The sequence below is a fragment of the Serratia sp. HNCC26DJ244 genome (assembly GCF_057180565.1).
In genome coordinates, this window is sequence record NZ_JBXUGO010000032.1 from 1 (window position 1) to 20,037 (window position 20,037).

13 protein-coding genes are annotated in these 20,037 nt (G+C 47.7%); all 13 read right to left on the minus strand.

The window, feature by feature from the left end; genetic code table 11:
• The coding region (locus AC2A06_RS17645) for an Ig-like domain-containing protein (protein ID WP_484381129.1) at window positions 1–3,403 on the minus strand (3,403 nt) is incomplete at its 3' end.
• A gap of 464 nt (window positions 3,404–3,867) precedes the next feature.
• Complete coding sequence (gene napF, locus AC2A06_RS17650) at window positions 3,868–4,431, minus strand: ferredoxin-type protein NapF (protein ID WP_484381130.1); 564 nt, start codon at window positions 4,429–4,431, stop codon at window positions 3,868–3,870.
• Window positions 4,431–5,039, minus strand: a complete 609-nt coding sequence (dmsD, locus tag AC2A06_RS17655) for a Tat proofreading chaperone DmsD (protein WP_484381131.1) — start codon at window positions 5,037–5,039, stop codon at window positions 4,431–4,433. The genes napF and dmsD overlap by 1 nt, the downstream gene beginning before the upstream one ends.
• Before the next feature lie 48 nt (window positions 5,040–5,087).
• A complete protein-coding gene (locus AC2A06_RS17660) occupies window positions 5,088–5,948 on the minus strand; it encodes a DmsC/YnfH family molybdoenzyme membrane anchor subunit (RefSeq protein WP_484381132.1) in 861 nt (286 codons plus the stop codon).
• Between the two features lies 1 nt (window position 5,949).
• On the minus strand, window positions 5,950–6,567 hold the full coding sequence (locus tag AC2A06_RS17665) for a DMSO/selenate family reductase complex B subunit (RefSeq protein ID WP_473195536.1): 618 nt from the start codon (window positions 6,565–6,567) through the stop codon (window positions 5,950–5,952).
• A gap of 11 nt (window positions 6,568–6,578) precedes the next feature.
• A complete protein-coding gene (locus tag AC2A06_RS17670) occupies window positions 6,579–9,020 on the minus strand; it encodes a DMSO/selenate family reductase complex A subunit (protein ID WP_484381136.1) in 2,442 nt (813 codons plus the stop codon).
• Window positions 9,021–9,534: 514 nt separating this feature from the next.
• A complete protein-coding gene (locus tag AC2A06_RS17675; RefSeq protein WP_484381133.1) occupies window positions 9,535–10,395 on the minus strand; it encodes a DmsC/YnfH family molybdoenzyme membrane anchor subunit in 861 nt (286 codons plus the stop codon).
• Between the two features lies 1 nt (window position 10,396).
• On the minus strand, window positions 10,397–11,014 hold the full coding sequence (locus AC2A06_RS17680; protein WP_473195536.1) for a DMSO/selenate family reductase complex B subunit: 618 nt from the start codon (window positions 11,012–11,014) through the stop codon (window positions 10,397–10,399).
• A gap of 10 nt (window positions 11,015–11,024) precedes the next feature.
• Window positions 11,025–13,481 carry a dimethylsulfoxide reductase subunit A gene (gene dmsA / locus AC2A06_RS17685; RefSeq protein WP_484381137.1) on the minus strand — a complete coding sequence of 819 codons (2,457 nt, stop codon included), beginning with the start codon at window positions 13,479–13,481 and terminating at the stop codon, window positions 11,025–11,027.
• A 730-nt stretch (window positions 13,482–14,211) separates the two neighbouring features.
• Window positions 14,212–15,306, minus strand: a complete 1,095-nt coding sequence (locus AC2A06_RS17690; RefSeq protein ID WP_484381134.1) for a fimbrial protein — start codon at window positions 15,304–15,306, stop codon at window positions 14,212–14,214.
• 188 nt (window positions 15,307–15,494) lie between these two features.
• Window positions 15,495–17,987, minus strand: a complete 2,493-nt coding sequence (locus AC2A06_RS17695) for a fimbria/pilus outer membrane usher protein (protein WP_484381135.1) — start codon at window positions 17,985–17,987, stop codon at window positions 15,495–15,497.
• Between the two features lie 17 nt (window positions 17,988–18,004).
• Window positions 18,005–18,727: a fimbrial biogenesis chaperone gene (locus AC2A06_RS17700; RefSeq protein ID WP_473195539.1), complete on the minus strand. Its 723-nt coding sequence runs from the start codon at window positions 18,725–18,727 to the stop codon at window positions 18,005–18,007.
• Window positions 18,728–19,039: 312 nt separating this feature from the next.
• On the minus strand, window positions 19,040–19,564 hold the full coding sequence (locus AC2A06_RS17705) for a fimbrial protein (RefSeq protein ID WP_473195540.1): 525 nt from the start codon (window positions 19,562–19,564) through the stop codon (window positions 19,040–19,042).
• Between the last annotated feature and the right edge of the window lie 473 nt (window positions 19,565–20,037).

The window sequence follows — 20,037 nt, forward strand, 5'->3', positions numbered from 1 at the left end:
CCAGGAAGCCTGGCCCAATTGGCGATGCAGAATAGTCGGTAGTCAGATTAAAGACGTCGGATGGTTCACTGGTGTTACCCGCCTTATCCGTCGCCGTGGTGGTGATCTTGTGCTCACCTTCCACCAATGGGGTGGTTGGGGTAAACGACCAGGCACCATCGTCGTCGGCAGCAACCGACCCCAACAGTTTTCCATCATCATAGATATTGATGATGCTATTTGGCTCTGCCGTCCCTTTGAAGGTTGGGTTGGCATCGTCGGTAACACTGCCGCTGGTCAATGGACCACGGTTATCACCGACGTCATCAATGGCGTTACCAATCACCGGTTGCTCTGGCGCGGTGGTATCTACCTTCAGTTCAAAGGCGGGAGAGGTCACGCTGTTACCGGCGGCATCTTCTGCCGTCACGGTCAGGCTGTGGTTACCTTCGCTCAGATCGGTCTCTGGCGTAAAGCTCCAGCTACCATCTTGCTTGACGGTGGTGGTACCCAGCACATCATCCCCATCCTTCACGGTGATGACACTGCCTGGCTTGCCGCTGCCGTTCAGTTCTGGACGTGCATCGTCGGTGACCTGACCGGGTTGCAGGTTACCGGTCACTGACCCTACGTTGTCATTGATTGAGCCCAGTTGTACCAGCACCGGGGTATCATCCACCACAATCTTGATATCCGGGCTTGGCTCACTCACGTTGCCCGCCGGGTCAGTCACGGTGGTATTCAGGGTGTGCTCGCCATTATCCAGCGGCTCAGTCGGGGTAAAGCTCCACTTGCCGTCATCTTCAATCTTGGCGGTACCGATTTCTTCACCGTTATCATAGATGGTGACCGTGCCGCCGGGTTCGCCCGTACCGTTCAGGTTTGGTGAACGGTCATCGGTGGTATCCCCCGGGTTCACTTCACCGGTCTTCTCACCCACGTTGTCGGTGATAACGATATCGCCAGCCGAGTTAGGGACGTTAGTGTCTACTACAATATCAAAACTGCCGCTAGGAGCACTCTCGTTGCCTGCGGCATCCGTTGAGGTGATGGTCAGGGTATGGTTGCCATCTTTCAGTTCAGCGCCTGCTGCTGGCGTAAAGCTCCACTCGCCCTTGCCGTCTGCCGTGGTTGAACCGATCAGTTGACCTTTGTCATAGACCTTGACCAGGCTGTCCGCCTCGGCACTACCTTTCAGGGTTGGGGTGTTGTCGTTGGTGACATCCCCTTTCTGCAGAGCGCCAGCTTTCGGTTCAACATCATCCAGCACGCTGGTGATGGCTGGTTCTGACGGTATGGTGATGTCAAGATTGATATCATAGGATGGTGTGCTTGGGGTGGTCTTGTTACCCGCCGCATCGACCGCCACGATGGTCAGTTGGTTGTTACCTTCCAGCAGTGGGGTGGTTGGCGTCAGTGACCAGGTGCCATTATCGAGTACCTTGGTGCTGCCAATCGGGTGATTGCCGGTCGCATCAGTGGTGTACACAATGATGATATCACCAGCAGTACCAATACCGCTGATCAGCGGCTGGCTGTCATCGGTGCTATTCCCTGATGTAACGTTACCTGTCTCATTGCCCACGCGGTCTTCGACGGAAGTAATCGCCAAATGGGCAGGGTCATCTAACGGAGACGTGGTGTCGACAGTAAAGTTCAACGGCTCAGAGGGCTTGCTTTCGTTACCTGCTGGATCGGTTGCCGTGATGGTAATACTGTGATTGGTTTCGTCGAGTGGTGTCTCAGGCGTAAAGCTCCACTTGTTGTTATCCCCAACTACCGTTGAACCAATCTTTTCACCGTTATCATAGATATTGATAATATCGCCAGGCTGGCCGCCACCACTGAATTCAGGCTGAGTATCATCGGTTGTACCGCCATTCTTGATTGCGCCGGTGATAGCACCCACGTCATCCTGGGCATTCGACACATCAGGTTGAGCTGGAGCCGTGGTATCAACCACGATCACAATAGGATCAGAAGGTGTGCTGGCATTACCCGCCGGGTCAACTTCACTGACCGTCAGGCTATGGTTGCCCTCGGCCAGGGGCTCTTCAACCTGATAGCTCCATTCACCTTTACCATTAACGACCGTCGAGCCAATCGGCTTACCATTGTCACTGATAATAATGACATCGCCAGGTTGCCCCACACCTTTCAGTTCAGGTTGGGTATCATCTGTGGTGCTGCCACTGTTCAATGGGCCGGTAACGGTACCGACGTCATCGATAACGCTCCCAAGAGCAGGTTTGGTAGGGGCTTGTGTATCGACGTTAAATTCCCAACCACCACTCTGCTTACTCTCATTACCCACAGGGTCGGTTTCAGAAACCGTGATGTTGTGCTTTCCATCAGTCATCGGTGTCTCTGGCTGGAAAGACCAACGACCATCTTCATTGACGACGGTCTCGCCAATCACATTACCGTTGTCATAGATAGTCACTTTGTCACCTGGCTGACCACTACCGGTCAGGACAGGACGTGAATCATCCGTGGAATCACCCGGTTTTATTTCACCGACAACGTTCCCCGTTTTGTCCATGACATGCTGCATACCAGGGACATCCGGCGGTGTGGTATCAACCGTGAAGTTCAGAGGATCAGAAGGCGAGCTGACATTACCAGACGGATCAGTCTCGGTGATCACCATTTGGTGAGTGCCGTCACCCATTGCTTGATCAGGGGTAAATGTCCAGTTGCCATTGCCATCAATGACCACGCTGCCAATGGCACTACCGTTGTCATACACGGTGATGATGTTACCAGCGACACCTGTACCACTTAAGGTCGGATGAGATTCATCTGTCTGGCCGCCGTTTTTAATTTGGCCCTGAATAGAACCCGTATGGTCAAGTGCACCGCCAATCGCCGGTTTTGCCGGAGGGGTCGGTTCAGGGTCATTATTATCATCTTTACTACGGTTATGATAGGCAACCGCGGCCCCAGCGCCGATCGCTGTCGCTGCCGCCAGCCAACCCAAAAGACCAAACAGCGCATCCTGATTATCATCAGAAGCGACAAAAATGCCTTCACCACTGCCTTGAGATGGACCACCTAATGCGACAGGCGATGACTGACCATCAGTAAAGAGATAGCCGTGCTCATAGCCTTCCCCGGACAAGGGAACATAGGCATACAGCTGGCCATCTTCAGCCATTCCCAGTAACACCGGGTTGTTGGCTTCACCATTAAAGTAGTCTTCAATAATAATACTGGCTTGTGTGTCCCCTTCCTGGATCACGTGCAACGCCTTGCCGACACGAACTAAAGTCACGTTCTCCGGAGCAAAATCATTGCCTAGATTCTTTAAGACGTATTTATTACCGCGAATTAATTTAACTTTTACTGCATTGTTGGCATTCGCGGTTAATAAACGGGTTTTCCCTTCGCCATTGTTAACAGCCAAAACTATCGTTTGATCCATAACTTCTTAACTCCATTTGATATTTTAATGATGTTCTAACCTGACTCCGTGATGGTTCGGCATCCCTTGGTGGAAACAGATATCGCACGCTATGTGGAGAACTGGTCAAAATGTAGACGCAGGACTGATAAAATAGCTTCTATTGTTGCTGAATAAGGCAACACAGTAAATTAAGAATATTCTGAAAGTTCAATATTCGGAACATTCAGAACATTCTTAGTATGTGGCTAAAGTTGTAAGTAAAAACAACAGGCTTTTCAGTAAGCAATAACCCTGTGCCTTGGATGGACTGGGGCTCGCAGGTGGCTACGCGCGGCAAGTGATAATGGGTAGGTTTTCAGCAGAATCAGTAACAGTGCCTGATGGATGACAACCTACTGGTGATAAAAAAACAAGTCTGATTTGACGTTTCACACCGACAGCAACTTGAATAACAACAGTCATCGTTGTTTTGGAGTTCATCGTTATTCTGGCAAACATTTTTCGCCCGTAGGTATCAACATGATATGGCCATGAAAACAGGATAATTTACACATCCCACACCCATTGCAACAGGCATCACCATACTGTAATTGGCGAACACCACGGTCATCCAGCTGAAAGGCCAGCGCCTGCTGCGGGCAATTAATGACACACATCTGGCAACTATCCTGACGCCCCAGACAACTTTGGCTGATCTGCGGGCGTAGTAGCGTATCGCAGGGCATAATGTTACGTAGCGCTCCAGTCTGGCAAGCTGCAGTACATTTCAGGCAGAAGTCACACTCGGTAAAATCGATGTTCAGGACCACTTGGTCTTGTTCTACGCTCAATAAGCCATACGGACAACGATTCACACACTCACCACAACCATTACAGGTGGCATTAAATAATATTTCTGGCAGCGACTGAGGGGGACGAGCCACCCTCGGTAAAGGTAAAGCCGTCGCAACCGGCTCCGATAGGGCTTGGCTGCGTTGCAACCAACCGGTCAACAATCTGCGCCGGCTGGCACCTTGCCGAGAGAGTGGTTGGCTGCTGCTTTTCATCAGTAATAGAGCTCTAATGTGGCAATGGGCTCTGGACAATCCGCTGCCCACCCTGCCAATGTCACCTGAGCCAACTGCGCAACACCTTGATAGAAAGGATGCCCAGCATGTTGTTGCAACAGTTCCAGATAACGCGGGGCCCAAGGCAACAAATGTTGCGCTATCAAAGCAGTAATCCGCTTTTCTTGCTGCTCTTCTGCCAACCAGGCGGTCATCATCAGCAAAGTGCCAATATGATCTTCCGGTTCATTGTGTTGCCGTTGAGCTTCAATGCCCTGCACCCGTAACCATTGGCGCAAACGCAGTGTCGAATCACCAAATAAGACGCACTCTTTATCCAGATAAACCGAACCCCAAGGTGGAGCCGGTAACGCATAAGGGCCAACAAACAGACGTTGATAAGCCTCTTCCAGCGTTTCTGGCAGATCCCCCGCCAGCCCTTGGGCAATCAAATCTGCCGCCTGCTGGCCACCGGGATAAGGCCATTCTGCCAGCCATTGTGGATCGGCCAGGTATTCCAGTAAGGGCGAACACTCTGGGCTATCAGGTGGCGCATACAGCAAAATACCCAGCACACGCCCTGTTAACGCTATTTTTTCCAGCATCATAAAATCGAACTTCTCCACAGGCGCAGCACGCTGCGCCTAGATTAAATATTAACCCGCCACGGCCATACCAACCGTCATATGCAGGCCGTAAAACACACCGCGACCGATCATCTCACCGGCAAAAACCAATACCAGGCCCAAGGTCAACCCCATTACCCCTGCGTTACCACGACGCAACTGCGGGCAAATCCAGCAACCCAGGCCCAGTACCAGCAGCACTAACCGCCAGACCATCAACTGACCATAGTTTGGAACCAGAGCGGAAGCCTGCTGTACCGAACTGCTGATCATTGCCAGTTCACTGCCCTGTAACAACGCTGAGCAGAGGCTGAGTAACAGCGCCAACACACTGACCATTATCAGTTGACCGCGACCCGACACTTCCAGCCCGGCGACGCGTAACAACAAGACACCCAGTAAGGGCCCACCGATAAACACCGACAGGAAGAAGTTGAGTGTGGTATAGCCGTTATGCCAGGTCGGTACCGTATCAATCTGATAGACCCGCGTCATGGCATAGACAAACAACAGGCCCAGTACCATCGTAAGCATCAACCAGACTTTCCCCAGCCCCTGTGGCATTTTTTTCAGTATTGTCAAAAGCCAATACAGTCCACCCACCGCAAAGAATAGCGAACCGCTGGCAATCTCGTTACTCAAGGCCGATTCACCCACACGGTTTAAAGAATTGAACGCCCTGACAGGCGAGCCCAGGTGCATCACCGAGGCGATAAAGGCCATCCCCATCAGCAACCAGAGGAAAAACATTGAACGGTGCACCGCCTTGCTCTGGCGATCGGTAAGATTACCGGCAATGATGGCCAGACCCATCACGATTACGCCCCCCACGACAAACTGCCCCAAGACGGTAAACACCATCAGCGGCCATTCATGCCATCCCGTTCCCATTTTAAACCTCCTTCGGATTAGCCAGATGGCCGGTAGTGTCGCCACTCGGGCGGCTGTTGGCATTAGGTTTCAGCACAATACAAGGCTGGGTAAAATGCGCGGCAGGTAAAGGTGCCACCTCAGCCAAAGTGCCATGTTGCTTTCGCAGTTCCTCAATCGGGCCGAAGTCCAGCGCCCGTAGCGGACAAGACTCGACACAGATAGGTTTTTTGCCTTCAGCAACGCGCTCATAGCAACCGTCACATTTGGTCATATGCCCTTTGGCTTCATTGTATTGCGGCGCACTATAGGGGCACGCCATATGGCAATAGCGGCAGCCGATACAAATCTCTTCATTGACCACTACAAAGCCATCTTCCCGCTTATGCATCGCCCCACTCGGGCATACCTTGGTACAGGCAGGGTCTTCACAGTGATTACAGGCAATCGACAAATAGTAGGCAAAGACGTTCTGGTGCCAGACCCCATTGTCCTCTTGCCAATCACCCCCCGCGTATTCATAGATACGGCGGAAACTGACTTCCGGCGTCAGGTTTTTATAGTCTTTACATGCCAACTCACAGGTTTTGCAGCCGGTGCAACGACTTGAGTCGATATAGAATCCATATTGCGTAGTCATCAACGACTCCTTTATGCTCTTGCGACTTCGACAAGATTACTGTGTTGGGGATTACCCTTCGCTAAAGGAGAAGGACGCTGCGTGGTCAGCACATTCATACTGCCGCCATGGTCAATTTTATTGCCATCAGGTGCATACCATGCCCCTTCAGCCAGAGCCACAACACCGGGAATAATACGGGGGGTGACCTTGGCACTGATTTGTACTTCACCGCGATCATTGTAAATTCTCACTAAATCACCGTTTTTGATGTTGCGGCGTCGAGCATCAATCGGATTGATCCACATCTCCTGAGGGCAAGCGCCTTTCAGGACATCTACGTTGCCGTAGGTTGAGTGTGTCCTGGCCTTATAATGAAAACCCGTCATCTGCAGCGGATACTTTTTCGCTAGCACATCATCATAGTTTTCAAACCCTGACGAATATACGGGCAGAGGATCAATGACGTCGCCTGCTGGCAACGTCCAGGTTTCAGCAATCTCCGCGAGACGCGCAGAATAGATTTCGATTTTACCTGAGGGGGTTTTCAATGGATTGTTGACAGGATCATCACGGAACTCTTTGTAAGCCACAAAGTGACCACGGGGATCCATTTTTTTAAAAATACCTTGCTGCTGAAACTCTTCAAATTCAGGTAGCTCTGGCAGTTTTTCCCGCGATTTTGCATACAAATGGCGTAACCACTCTTCTTGTGTTTTACCTTCAGTAAATTGTTGTTCTACCCCTAAGCGACGCGCTATTTCAGTACACATCTCATAGACAGTTTTGCATTCAAAGAGCGGTTTAATGGCTTGGCTGGCAAAAATAGCGTAACCCAAATTGCTGGCATAGCCATCCATGCAGAAATCCATCTGCTCAGAGGTGGTGCAGTCCGGCAATACCAGATCGGCATATTTCGCTGATGACGTCATGTGGTTATCGATCACCACGATCATTTCACATTTTTTTTCATCCTGAAGGATTTCATGCGTTTTATTGATATCTGAATGCTGGTTAACCAAACAGTTACCTGCATAATTCCAGATAAACTTAATTGGAACCTCTAACTTATCTTTGCCACGCACACCATCCGCCGTCGCGGTCATTTCAGGCCCGCGTTGGATAGCATCGGTCCATAGGAATACCGATATACTGGTTTTAACCGGGTTTTCCAGTGTCGGCATCCGCTCAAAAGGCAGCGCATAATTACCTTCACGTGCGCCTGAGTTGCCACCTGAAATCCCCACATTGCCGGTCAATATGGGCAACATGGCGATAGCCCGCGCTGTTAACTCACCGTTCGCATGACGCTGTGGCCCCCAGCCTTGGCAAATATAGGCCGGTTTGGCACTACCGATCTCACGTGCCAGCTTAATGATTCTATCAGCCGGTATCCCGGTGATCGTCGCAGCCCACTGGGGGGTTTTGGCAATTCCATCGTTGCCTTGCCCCAAAATATAGGCTTTGTAATGACCATTGGCTGGCGCATTGGGAGGTAAGGTTTTTTCGTCATACCCAATGCAATACTTATCCAAGAAAGGCTGGTCCACCGAATTTTCAGTGATCAAGACATAGGCTAAAGCAGCGGCCAATGCGCCATCCGTTCCTGGGCGAATAGGTATCCACTCATCTTCCCTTCCAGCCGCCGTGTCAGTATATCGCGGGTCGATAATAATCATGCGCACATTGGCACGTTCACGCGCTTGTTCTAATTGATAGGTGATCCCCCCACCACTCATGCGCGTTTCTGCGGGGTTATTACCAAACATCACCACCAGTTTGGCATTTTCAATATCAGAAATACTGTTACCGTCACCGCTACCATAGGTATAGGGCATGGCACCGCTAATCTGAGCGGTACTATAAGTTCCATAATGGTTTAAATAACCGCCAGCACAGTTCATCAGACGCGCAATTGGGGAGTTAGCCGGCGGCCAGGAACGCGCCACCGTACCGCCTAGCGTGCCGGTACCATAGTTGAGATAAATGGCTTCATTACCATACTCTTCGATGATCTTTTTTAAATTTAAGCTAATCAGATCAAAGGCTTCATTCCAACTGATGGGTTTGAACTTCCCTTCCCCGCGATTGCCAACCCGTAACATGGGGTATTTTAGGCGGTCTGGGTTATACACCCGGCGGCGCATGGAGCGCCCACGTAGACAAGCCCGAACCTGATGCTTATCGCCATAAACATCATCGCCAGTATTGTCTGTTTCAACGTATTTAATCTCACCATCGACAATATGCATCCGCAATGGGCAACGACTACCGCAGTTAACGGTACAAGCACTCCAGACGACTTTCTCTGTAGGTTGAGACGGGGCTGCTGCTTTTTCTGCCAGCGCTCGCTGGCTAAAGGGTAAGGAGACACCACCAACCGCAAGGGCTAACCCGCCAATAGCACTATTCTTGACCAGTGTTCGTCGGGAACATTGCAGGACGGACTGCGGTTTTTTTTCGGATTCACTCATCATGTTTCACTCTGGGTTGTTTAAATTAGCCAGAAAAAAATGGCCATAAAATTGCAATCAGCGTGCGATACCCAGAAGGATCCAAGTTGCAGGCAGTCAACCAATGGGTTGCTTTCTTGGTTCTTACCTAATTGCCTGGAATAATTAATAAATCTATCGGAACAAATCGATCAAGAGTCGATTTCAATATCACAAGGTGGCAATAAGAAAGGCGCTTACCGCTATATGACTTTTAATAGATTCGAATGTCACCTGTAGTCTCAGTAAATAAATTTAATGAATTAACGCTATGCTACAAATAACACTAGCAACTTGAATAACCCCGGGTATAAAGCGGCAGACAACATGTTTTCACTCTGCTTTGTACTCTTGGAGTAGTATCCGCCCAAACCCATAGCGGTGCTTTGTTCACAGTCAATAAAAACCTGATAAACCTTGCACACTATTACCTGATAGATTTTTCAAAAATGGTAAAACAGAGTCCAGGCGCAGCACGCTGCGCCTAGATTAAGTATTAACCCGCCACGGCCATACCAACCGTCATATGCAGGCCGTAGAACACACCGCGACCGATCATCTCACTGGCAAAAACCAATACCAGGCCCAAGGTCAACCCCATTACCCCCGCGTTACCACGACGCAACTGCGGGCAAATCCAGCAACCCAGGCCCAGTACCAGCAGCACTAACCGCCATACCATCAATTGACCATAGTTTGGAACCAGAGCGGAAGCCTGCTGTACCGAACTGCTGATCATTGCCAGTTCACTGCCCTGTAACAACGCTGAGCAGAGGCTGAGTAACAGCGCCAACACACTGACCATTATCAGTTGACCGCGACCCGACACTTCCAGCCCGGCGACGCGTAACAACAAGACACCCAGTAAGGGCCCACCGATAAACACCGACAGGAAGAAATTGAGTGTGGTATAGCCGTTATGCCAGGTCGGTACCGTATCAATCTGATAGACCCGCGTCATGGCATAGACAAACAACAGGCCCAGTACCATCGTAAGCATCAACCAGACTTTCCCCAGCCCCTGTGGCATTTTTTTCAGTATTGTCAAAAGCCAATACAGTCCGCCCACCGCAAAGAATAGCGAACCGCTGGCAATCTCGTTACTCAAGGCCGATTCACCCACACGGTTTAAAGAATTGAACGCCCTGACAGGCGAGCCCAGGTGCATCACCGAGGCGATAAAGGCCATCCCCATCAGCAACCAGAGGAAAAACATTGAACGGTGCACCGCCTTGCTCTGGCGATCGGTAAGATTACCGGCAATGATGGCCAGACCCATCACGATTACGCCCCCCACGACAAACTGCCCCAAGACGGTAAACACCATCAGCGGCCATTCATGCCATCCCGTTCCCATTTTAAACCTCCTTCGGATTAGCCAGATGGCCGGTAGTGTCGCCACTCGGGCGGCTGTTGGCATTAGGTTTCAGCACAATACAGGGCTGGGTAAAATGCGCGGCAGGTAGGGGTGCCACCTCAGCCAAGGTGCCATGTTGCTTTCGCAGTTCCTCAATCGGGCCGAAGTCCAGCGCCCGTAGCGGACAAGACTCGACACAGATAGGTTTTTTGCCCTCAGCAACGCGCTCATAGCAACCGTCACATTTGGTCATATGCCCTTTGGCTTCATTGTATTGCGGCGCACTATAGGGGCACGCCATATGGCAATAGCGGCAGCCGATACAAATCTCTTCATTGACCACCACAAAGCCATCTTCCCGCTTATGCATCGCCCCACTCGGGCATACCTTGGTACAGGCAGGGTCTTCACAGTGGTTACAGGCAATCGACAAATAGTAGGCAAAGACGTTCTGGTGCCAGACCCCATTGTCCTCTTGCCAATCACCCCCCGCGTATTCATAGATACGGCGGAAACTGACTTCCGGCGTCAGGTTTTTATAGTCTTTACATGCCAACTCACAGGTTTTGCAGCCGGTACAACGACTTGAGTCGATATAGAATCCATATTGCGTAGTCATCAACGACTCCTTAAAGTTTGGCAACCTGCACCAGGTTGGTATGGGAAGGGTTGCCTTTGGCTAGTGGCGAGGGTCGCTGGGTCGTCAACACGTTAATGCTGCCTGCATGGTCAATTTTGTTTCCATCAGGTGCGTACCAAGCTCCCTCTCCTAATGCCACCACCCCTGGGCGCATACGCGGTGTTACTTTGGCATTAATACGTACTTCACCACGGTCATTGTAAATGCGGATCAAATCACCATTGGCGATACCGCGAGACTCGGCATCAATCGGGTTAATCCACATTTCCTGGCGGCAAGACGCTTTCAGAACATCCACATTTCCGTAGGTTGAGTGGGTCCTGGCCTTATAATGGAAACCGGTCATCTGTAGTGGATATTGGCTACTCAATGGATCACTGGGGCTTTCAAATCCCGCCGTATAAATCGGTAATGGATGAATAACATCCTCTTTTTCCAATTCCCAGGTCGCCGCCACTTCGGCTAACTGAGCAGAGTAGATCTCAATTTTGCCAGAAGGTGTCGTTAGTGGATTGGCTTGCGGGTCAGCGCGGAATGCTTTGTAAGCGACATGGTGACCCTCTGGATCGCGCTGTTTAAAGATCCCTTGCTCAAGGAACTGTTCAAACTCGGGTAATGCCGGGATTGCCTGGCGGGATTGTTGATACAGATAGCGCAACCACTCTTCCTGTGTACGCCCTTCGGTAAAGAGTTGCTCAACCCCCATACGACGAGCGATCTCGCTGGTCATCTCATAGATGTTTTTGCACTCACCAATCGGCTTGATGGCCTGATCAGCAAAAATGACATACCCCATATTCCCGCTGGAGGCATCAAGACAAAAATCCTGCTGTTCCGAGGCCGTACAATCCGGGAGGACCAGGTCGGCATATTTCGCCGATGAGGTCATGTGGTTATCGATCACCACGATCATTTCACACTTCTTCTCATCCTGCAGAATGTCATGGGTGCGGTTAATCTGTGAATGCTGATTAATCAGACAGTTACCAGCATAATTCCAGACAAATTTGATAGGAACATCCAGTTTATCCTTACCACGCACACCATCACGTTTGGCGGTCATTTCTGGCCCACGCAAGATGGCATCGGTCCAAAGAAACATGGAGATACTGGTTTTTACTGGGTTCGTTAGCGTTGGCATCCGTACAAAGGGTAATGAATATGACCCTTCACGAGCGCCACTGTTACCGCCATTAATGCCGACATTACCGGTCAATATGGGCAACATGGCAATGGCACGGGAAGTCAGCTCACCATTGGCCTGGCGTTGTGGCCCCCACCCCTGGCAAATATAAGCGGGCTTGATGCTGCCAATTTCACGGGCCAGTTTGATAATGCGATCAGCTGGAATGCCGGTAATCTGCGCCGCCCAAGCGGGGGTTTTCGCGATACCGTCCTCCCCCTGCCCAAGAATATACGCCTTATAGTGGCTATTCGCTGGTGCACCTGCCGGTAAGGTTTTTTCATCATAACCGACGCAATATTTATCCAGGAAAGGTTGGTCTACCAGATTCTCAGTAATCAGCACATGTGCCAGCCCAGCGACCAGAGCGGCATCGGTCCCTGGACGAATGGGGATCCACTCATCTTCACGGCCTGCTGCGGTATCGGTATAGCGAGGATCAATAACAATCATACGGGCATTGGAACGCTCACGCGCCTGCTCCAGCAGGTAGGTCACCCCACCCCCGCTCATCCGTGTTTCCCCAGGGTTATTACCGAACATCACCACCAGTTTGCTGTTTTCGATATCCGTCGGGCTATTACCGTCAGCCCAACCGCCATAGGTGTAATTCAACCCCATCGCAATCTGCGCCGTACTGTAATCGCCATAGTGGTTCAAATAGCCGCCGCAGCAATTCATTAAGCGGGCAATCAGCGTTGCACCGGGGGGCCAGGAACGGGTCATGGTCCCTCCCAAGGTCCCGGTACCATAATTCAGATAAATAGCTTCATTACCATAATCTTTTATTATGCGTTTCAGGTTATCGCTAATTAGCGTAAAGGCTTCATCCCAACTGATACGTTTAAATTTGCCCTCTCCCCGCTTACCGACACGCAGCATGGGATACTGCAGCCGATCAGGGTTATAAACGCGACGGCGCATAGAACGCCCACGCAGACAGGCTCTAACCTGATGCAAGCCTTGATAGGCATCATCGCCCGTATTGTCCGTTTCAACGTATTTGATGGCACCATCAACAATATGCATCCGCAATGGGCAACGGCTACCACAGTTAACGGTGCAGGCACTCCATACCACTTTCTCTTCCGGCTTAGGGACCGCTGCCCCTGGGGTTACCCCATTTTCTGCCTTTACCTGGCGGCTAAATGGTAACGTGACACCACCAACGGCCAGGGCAAGCCCGCCAATGGCGCTGTTTTTAACCAACTTTCGCCTGGAACATTGTAGACCGGACAGCAGTTTTTTTTCGGATTCATTCATCATGTTTCACTCTGGGTTAGTAAAATCATTCAGTAGAAATGGTAATAAAACGGTGATGCCTAGAGTCATTTAATTTACTGAAAAATAAAAGATTCGTTGCTTTGATGGTGTCCTTACCCAATTAAAATAGGAGTAAGTGACAAATCTACTGGGACTAATCGGTCAATAACCGGTTTGAGTAACGCCAAAAGAAAAATCACAGTAAGGTGACTTCAATAGATTTGAGTACTGCCTGCTGAGACTTTAAATAAAACTAATAAGTCAGTCACTGCTGCAGTCAACACACCGGTAACCTGAACAAACCTAGGCACAAAAAGACAGATGAAATATTTTCACTATGATCTGTACTTTGCAGCACTATCCACCAAAATAGCGCGCGCCACTTTGCTCACAATCAATAAAATGCTGATATTTCAGCCATTATTGATAATGATTTTTATTTCAGTGATAGGTTCTGAGTTTTGCCCTACGCTGGATAACTGGTGGGTCAAGATCACGGGTGGGTAATGACGCCCAGGCGCTATTCGCGCCTAAATAATCGTGCCTAAAGCCGCTTCACATTAGCATCTGGCTGGTGGGTATGATGCGGAACGCTGACACGCCGTAAACCCGTCCTTGGGGGCTCGTATCGCGCGTCCATGCGCTCAACGGTCAGCTAACCTGCATCATACCCATCTGTAGTACAATTAGACGCCGCTATTTAGGGTATAGCGGTATCGAGAGGAGATGTTTATTTAGGGGCAATCACTAAATGGGCATGGGAGTCAGCCATTCCAGGTTTAATCGTGCCGACCTGGACATAGCGGGCTAAAAATTCCATTGATAAAATACCCGAAGCATTAGAGACCAGGTTGGTATCAATCCAGCGATAATCTACACCCGTAGCAGGTGTAATGGGTAAAGGATTACCGGAGGTATCAGTCAGTTGCACACCCACCCCCTCAGCACTGTTCGCGACATTATCTAGCGCTAAAATCCCCTGAGTGCCATCAGGATTATAGTTGCTGGTCGTTCCCATGACGGCCCATCTCATGGCCGTATTCTGCGAACAACGTGCGGTCACATTCACTAATTTATCAGCGACCCCATCTGCCGGTTGACCAAGCGCCCTGAAATCACTGCTATTCACCCGCCCCAGATTCACTGTAACCGTGTTAAAAGCCTGGCAAGGCGCGGTTTGGATCTTCACATCATTAGCCAGGCCTAAACGCACCAGGTTAAACAGGCGTGTATTCCATGATGGCGGTGTCGAGCTGTTATCCATCAAACTGAACAGGACTAAGGCACCATCGTTATTATTTGTCATCATCAGCCCCGACGCAGGAATGGTGCCTGCCAATCGGTATAGTGAGACCTTAAGCGTGAACGACCCAAGCTGCCGCCAATTGACAATATATTGATTGTCTCGACATTGGCCAGTAAAAGGCGGGTAGCCAGAAGCACCACTTTGGGCGTCGGCACAACGAATACCTCTTATTGGACTGGGGCTTATGGGTGGCAGATTTTTGTTCGGTGCCGTACGCAGCCAACTAAAGGGATATGAATTACCATCAGAAAGAAGTTCTACGGTGTAACCGACACTGCCAGACCCGGAACCGCCATAAGGGTTGTTTCTTCCGTTATCTCTTATGACATAAATATGACCATCTTGCGTTGGCGCAGTGACTCCATTAACCGGATAGCCACCTGAACTTTGCGCATAATGTTGCTCAAGCCACCAATATTTCACTTCATCATTCACGTCATCACATATTGCCAACCAACCATTATTAGCGGCGAACAATTCAGCGCTGCTGACACTTTGCTGCGCAAGAATAGTTCCCACCGGGGTTGCCGGGTCAATGTAGAGCGATGCACCAAAATTAACTCGTAAGGGATAGTCCCAAAACGCTGAATCAATTTTATTACAGGCTGACCATGCCTTGTTTATACAAAGAAGCGAGAGTAAAATCAGAAAAAATGATTTTGCACTGACCGTTTTAAACTTTATTTTTATCATACCCACCTCATTAATCAAATACAAATAACCGGCTGCTTAGAAATATTTTTGGGATTGGTTTCTTTACGTTTTTCAACACTAAAGTGACACAGTTTTTCTCTTTTATTTTCATCATTCCAAGTGACTTTAAGCTGAGATTTTATATTTTCCCTGATCATCAAAATACCGCCACCACCAACAATACCCGCCATTTTCCCGTTACTGATAGCAGTTGCCCCGAGAGGCACATTTTCACCCTGATATTTAACTTCAAAAATACGCAGCTCACCATGGATAGTATCAAACTTCAATTTAACAATTGCCCCGGCATGTGGCGCAATATGTTGTGATGTATTTTTGATCTCCAAATCACTGGCTGCCGTATTGGGATTCAATGAGATTTCGTTATCACGATAAGGTGACAAATAAGGGAAAATAGCATATCCGCGACTATCCACTTTAATATTATTATTCCCTGAAACAACAGCATCAGTAGCGCCAGTGGCTTCAATAATCGCTGCGGTATCACCGGTATATTGACCAAATGTAATTCCACCACTATGCAGCGCAACAGAACCATTCATACCCAGCGCATACTGGGTGGTATTCTTTTTATAGGAAGCACTTGCAGATCGATTACCATAGGGAGTTAACTTCGATACATTACCGCTATAAACATTTTCATGTTCACCGGCGGTGGCCATCGTCGTGCTTAACCCATAGGAAAAACTGCGGTCTTCAAGCAAGGAACCTGTTACAGAAGCCAGTGCATATCCGTCACCTGCAGATGATTGAGTATAAGCCGTGGTCATCACAGGAGAATAGGTTGATGTACCCAAAGGGATACTTAATCCTAACTGGTACTGTATTTCATCACGATTATTACTGATATTATATGACCTTGCAGCAGAAAGCGTATATCTTAGTCTTTTATATTGATTACTGTAGCCCAGCAGGCAGCTATTAGCACTTTTCACCCTGCCCCAATAATTGTTAAGACCGGCAGTGATATAGATACTGCCAGCATTACCAAGGGGTTGGTTAATACTCAACTGCACTGAGTTCTTCTGGTTCATTGAGCGTAAATCATATTCATCCACTTGCTGACTATGATCATATTTATCTCGAACCCTTGCAGAATCTTGTAGTGTAGTAAACCCCGAAGAGGAGTAATGATAAGTTGCGACATTAATGCTAGTCCCTGATTTATCAATAACATTAGAATAAGATAACCCTATGTTATAACCTTGGGTTTTATCATACCCAAGACCTGCCCTTGCCAGTGCCACATTGGCAGAAACTGCCCCCATCGTGGTATTTATGGCAAGACCCGTCAGCATAGATTGATAATGTTCACTGACCTGCACACCGCCAAAACCGGTAAAATAGTTATTCAACCCCCGATGATAGGAGAGTGAAGTAACAAATGGTTTTTTACGCAAACTACTATCATTCAATTTGCCTGCAGCCACTGAATATTTAGATTGATTTGGTCGCAATAATTCGGGTAATGATGCATAAGGGACAACGTACGTTTTTTGTTCACCCGTAGTTTCTTGAATGGTAACATTAAAGTCCCCTCCATAACTGGCCTGATAAAGGTCAGAAATTAAGAAAGCACCGGGTGATACCGTCGTTTCATAGATGATATTTCCATTTTGCCTGACGGTTACTCTGGCATTAGTATCCGCTATACCACGAATATCCGGCACATAACCGCGTCTGGAGTCAGGCAACATGCGATCATCAGAGAATAATGAAATACCAAGTAATGGTGTCGCGGGTAAAAAACTCTCTCGCGTATCAATTTCTCCTGTTTGCACCACAGAAAAAATCCCAGGAATATCTCGCTGAATGTAGGTACGCAACATGCTTAGTTTTTGCTGATCGCCAAGCGTAAGTGTACTGTAGCTTCGAAGCTGCCATCTACCTGCATTAAGCCAGATATTCATACCGGAGAAAAAACTGTCATAGCTGTCGCTAAAATCCCCGGTATCAGTATTAGAATGATAATAATTACTGATGTAATTTATCATTGCCGCAGTTTCCCCAGAGTCCCAGGCTGAAGGGTCTACATAACCCCGTGGGGTATACTTGGATGCCACTTGCGGTGCAATGACATCAACAGATAACGTCGATATATCAAATTTCACTTTAATATCGAAATTATTACTATCCAGTGCTATTTTCCCATTAGCATTAATAGTTTTAATGTATTCCTCATTAATTTCATCTTTAAACCCCAGCTGTAATAACACTGATTTATCAAAATAAATAACAGATTTACTCTCAGAATTTATTGATACTGTTATTGCCGTAGCACCAATAAAAGCACCATTTTTATAGAGTTCGACATCATACTCCCCTTCTTTTAGCTGATTTCCGTTTGAAAAAGTAGAGATATCGATACCGGTTCCGACAAAAAAAGCAGGATTATATTCCACTTCAGTTTCTTCTTGCGCATAAAGTGGCATGCTCAATAAAGAAATAATTATTATCCCTTTGTTTATTAAGCTGTCTTTTTTCATACTTTACTCATTAGATATTAATTTATTATAACTGGACGATAAATTACAGCACCATAGTCATTAACCATGCCGTACTCAGCCTTACCCTTATTAACATCCGATAACGTAACCCCTTTTAAAACCCAATTCTCACTCTGCCCGGGTGCCACCATATCGACTTCGTTCTTGATTTGTTTTCCATTGACATTGACATTCAGTTCAGTCAGCGAGGCATAATAACGGCTGTTATTACTCACCTTAGCCAGAACATTGCCACGCCCATCATGGGTGAAATGCCAAACGAGATCTTTGTGCATGGCATCAACCTGGTTTTTTAACGCTGCTGGCCGATAGAATATTTTTATTTTATTAACAATAGAGAATTGCAAGTAATTATCAGTCCCCTTTTTGGGTGCTGCCGGGATATCTTTGATGTTTAGCCAGTAGATTGACTCCTGATGAGTGTTAGCAACATCTTCTATTTTTTTTATTCTCAAATGCTGCTCACCGTTACTCTCTATTTTAAATACGGCTGGATACAGAATAAAAGGAGAGGTCGCAGTGCTTGGCAAGTTACTATTTATTTTATTATCAATCCATGCCTGAACCATTGACGAGGTATTATCTCGATTATTTATTTTCACTGTAACACTACTATCAGACTCATTGTAGATAACCCGTGTACCAGTAATAGAGATACTCGCGAAGGCGATTGTTGGAGAAAGGCACAATGATATGACTATTTTCGTTAAATTTTTCATTTTATAGGCAGTAATTTTATTTTTGATAATAAAAACCAATCGAATACTGATGCGGTTATTAGGTAATTAGCTATACTCTTCATACTTCAGGCTGCTTGGCTGTTAGCTGCGCACAGATACTCGGCTTTTCCTGAGCCTCTCGTCAAACGGGCCAGCGTAAGCGCTGTTCAAAACACTCGAGATTTTGTCAAGCAACACCAAGTATTTTGGGTATATATTGGTTCACCTTGAAACGTAAGATAGATAATAAGAAAAGTTTCCCTAAAGGTTTACAGAGTAAACCTTTAGGCAAATTATTTTCTTAACTACAGATTATCTATAGACCAACTCGATGGCACCGGTGGCGGTCAACTTCCCAGCTGTAATGCTTGCCTGATATTGCTGATACCATGCAGTCAAAGGGATTGACGCGGTACCTGATGTGGTATTTATTGTTTGGAAAGCGGAGTTATTGCCCGCCGTTTTAATATGCGTGTCTGTTGAGTCATATACCGCAATGCCAACACCTCTTGCCTCACTTGCTGCAGCGGGCAAGAAAAGACCTGTAGTAGGGTCGACTTGCGTACCGGTACCGGTAAAGCGCACCGCAACCGAGCCACTGGCTGGTGTGCAACCCGTCAAATTAATCGTAAAGGCAGTTTGACCCGCTCTTGAACCAATATCGTTAAAATTACTGGTCGAGATAGTAGGTAAAACGACGCTAACCGTTCCTGAACCGGTACTAATGGTACAAGTATTGGCAACAATCTCACCCGTAAAGTTAATGGTACCATCTGCTGCATAAGCTGAAGACATGAACAATAAAGATAATGCAACAATCGGTTTTAATTTTTTCATAGCAGCTCCTGTTATTTGCTATTATTAATAAAAAATCCATTATTAGAGAGAACAGATTATATTAAGGTGCAAAGGTAAATATTATTAATTAATCTAATTGAAATTAAATACAACCTCCGTTTTTTGGTAAATAATCACTAACTGAATAACTTAATCAGCCTATATCTATAAATAATTTAGATAATCAATTAAATATATTAATTATTGGGTGGGGTAAAGATGATAATGCAACGTTCTTTTTAATTCCCCACAAGCCATATTCACAAGATATTGAGAGTATATCGATTAAGCGGGTCATGAGTAACCCATCATAAAGCATCGCTACAGCAGCCTATTTCAGCCGTTTTATTGCTTACACTGGCAATAAATCAGAGTTAAATATCGATAAATTATAAAATAATGGCGTATTATTTCAAAAAAGGAAGGGTTTGCGCACTGGAATTTCTATGGATTTTTTTGAAACTTTCAGATAC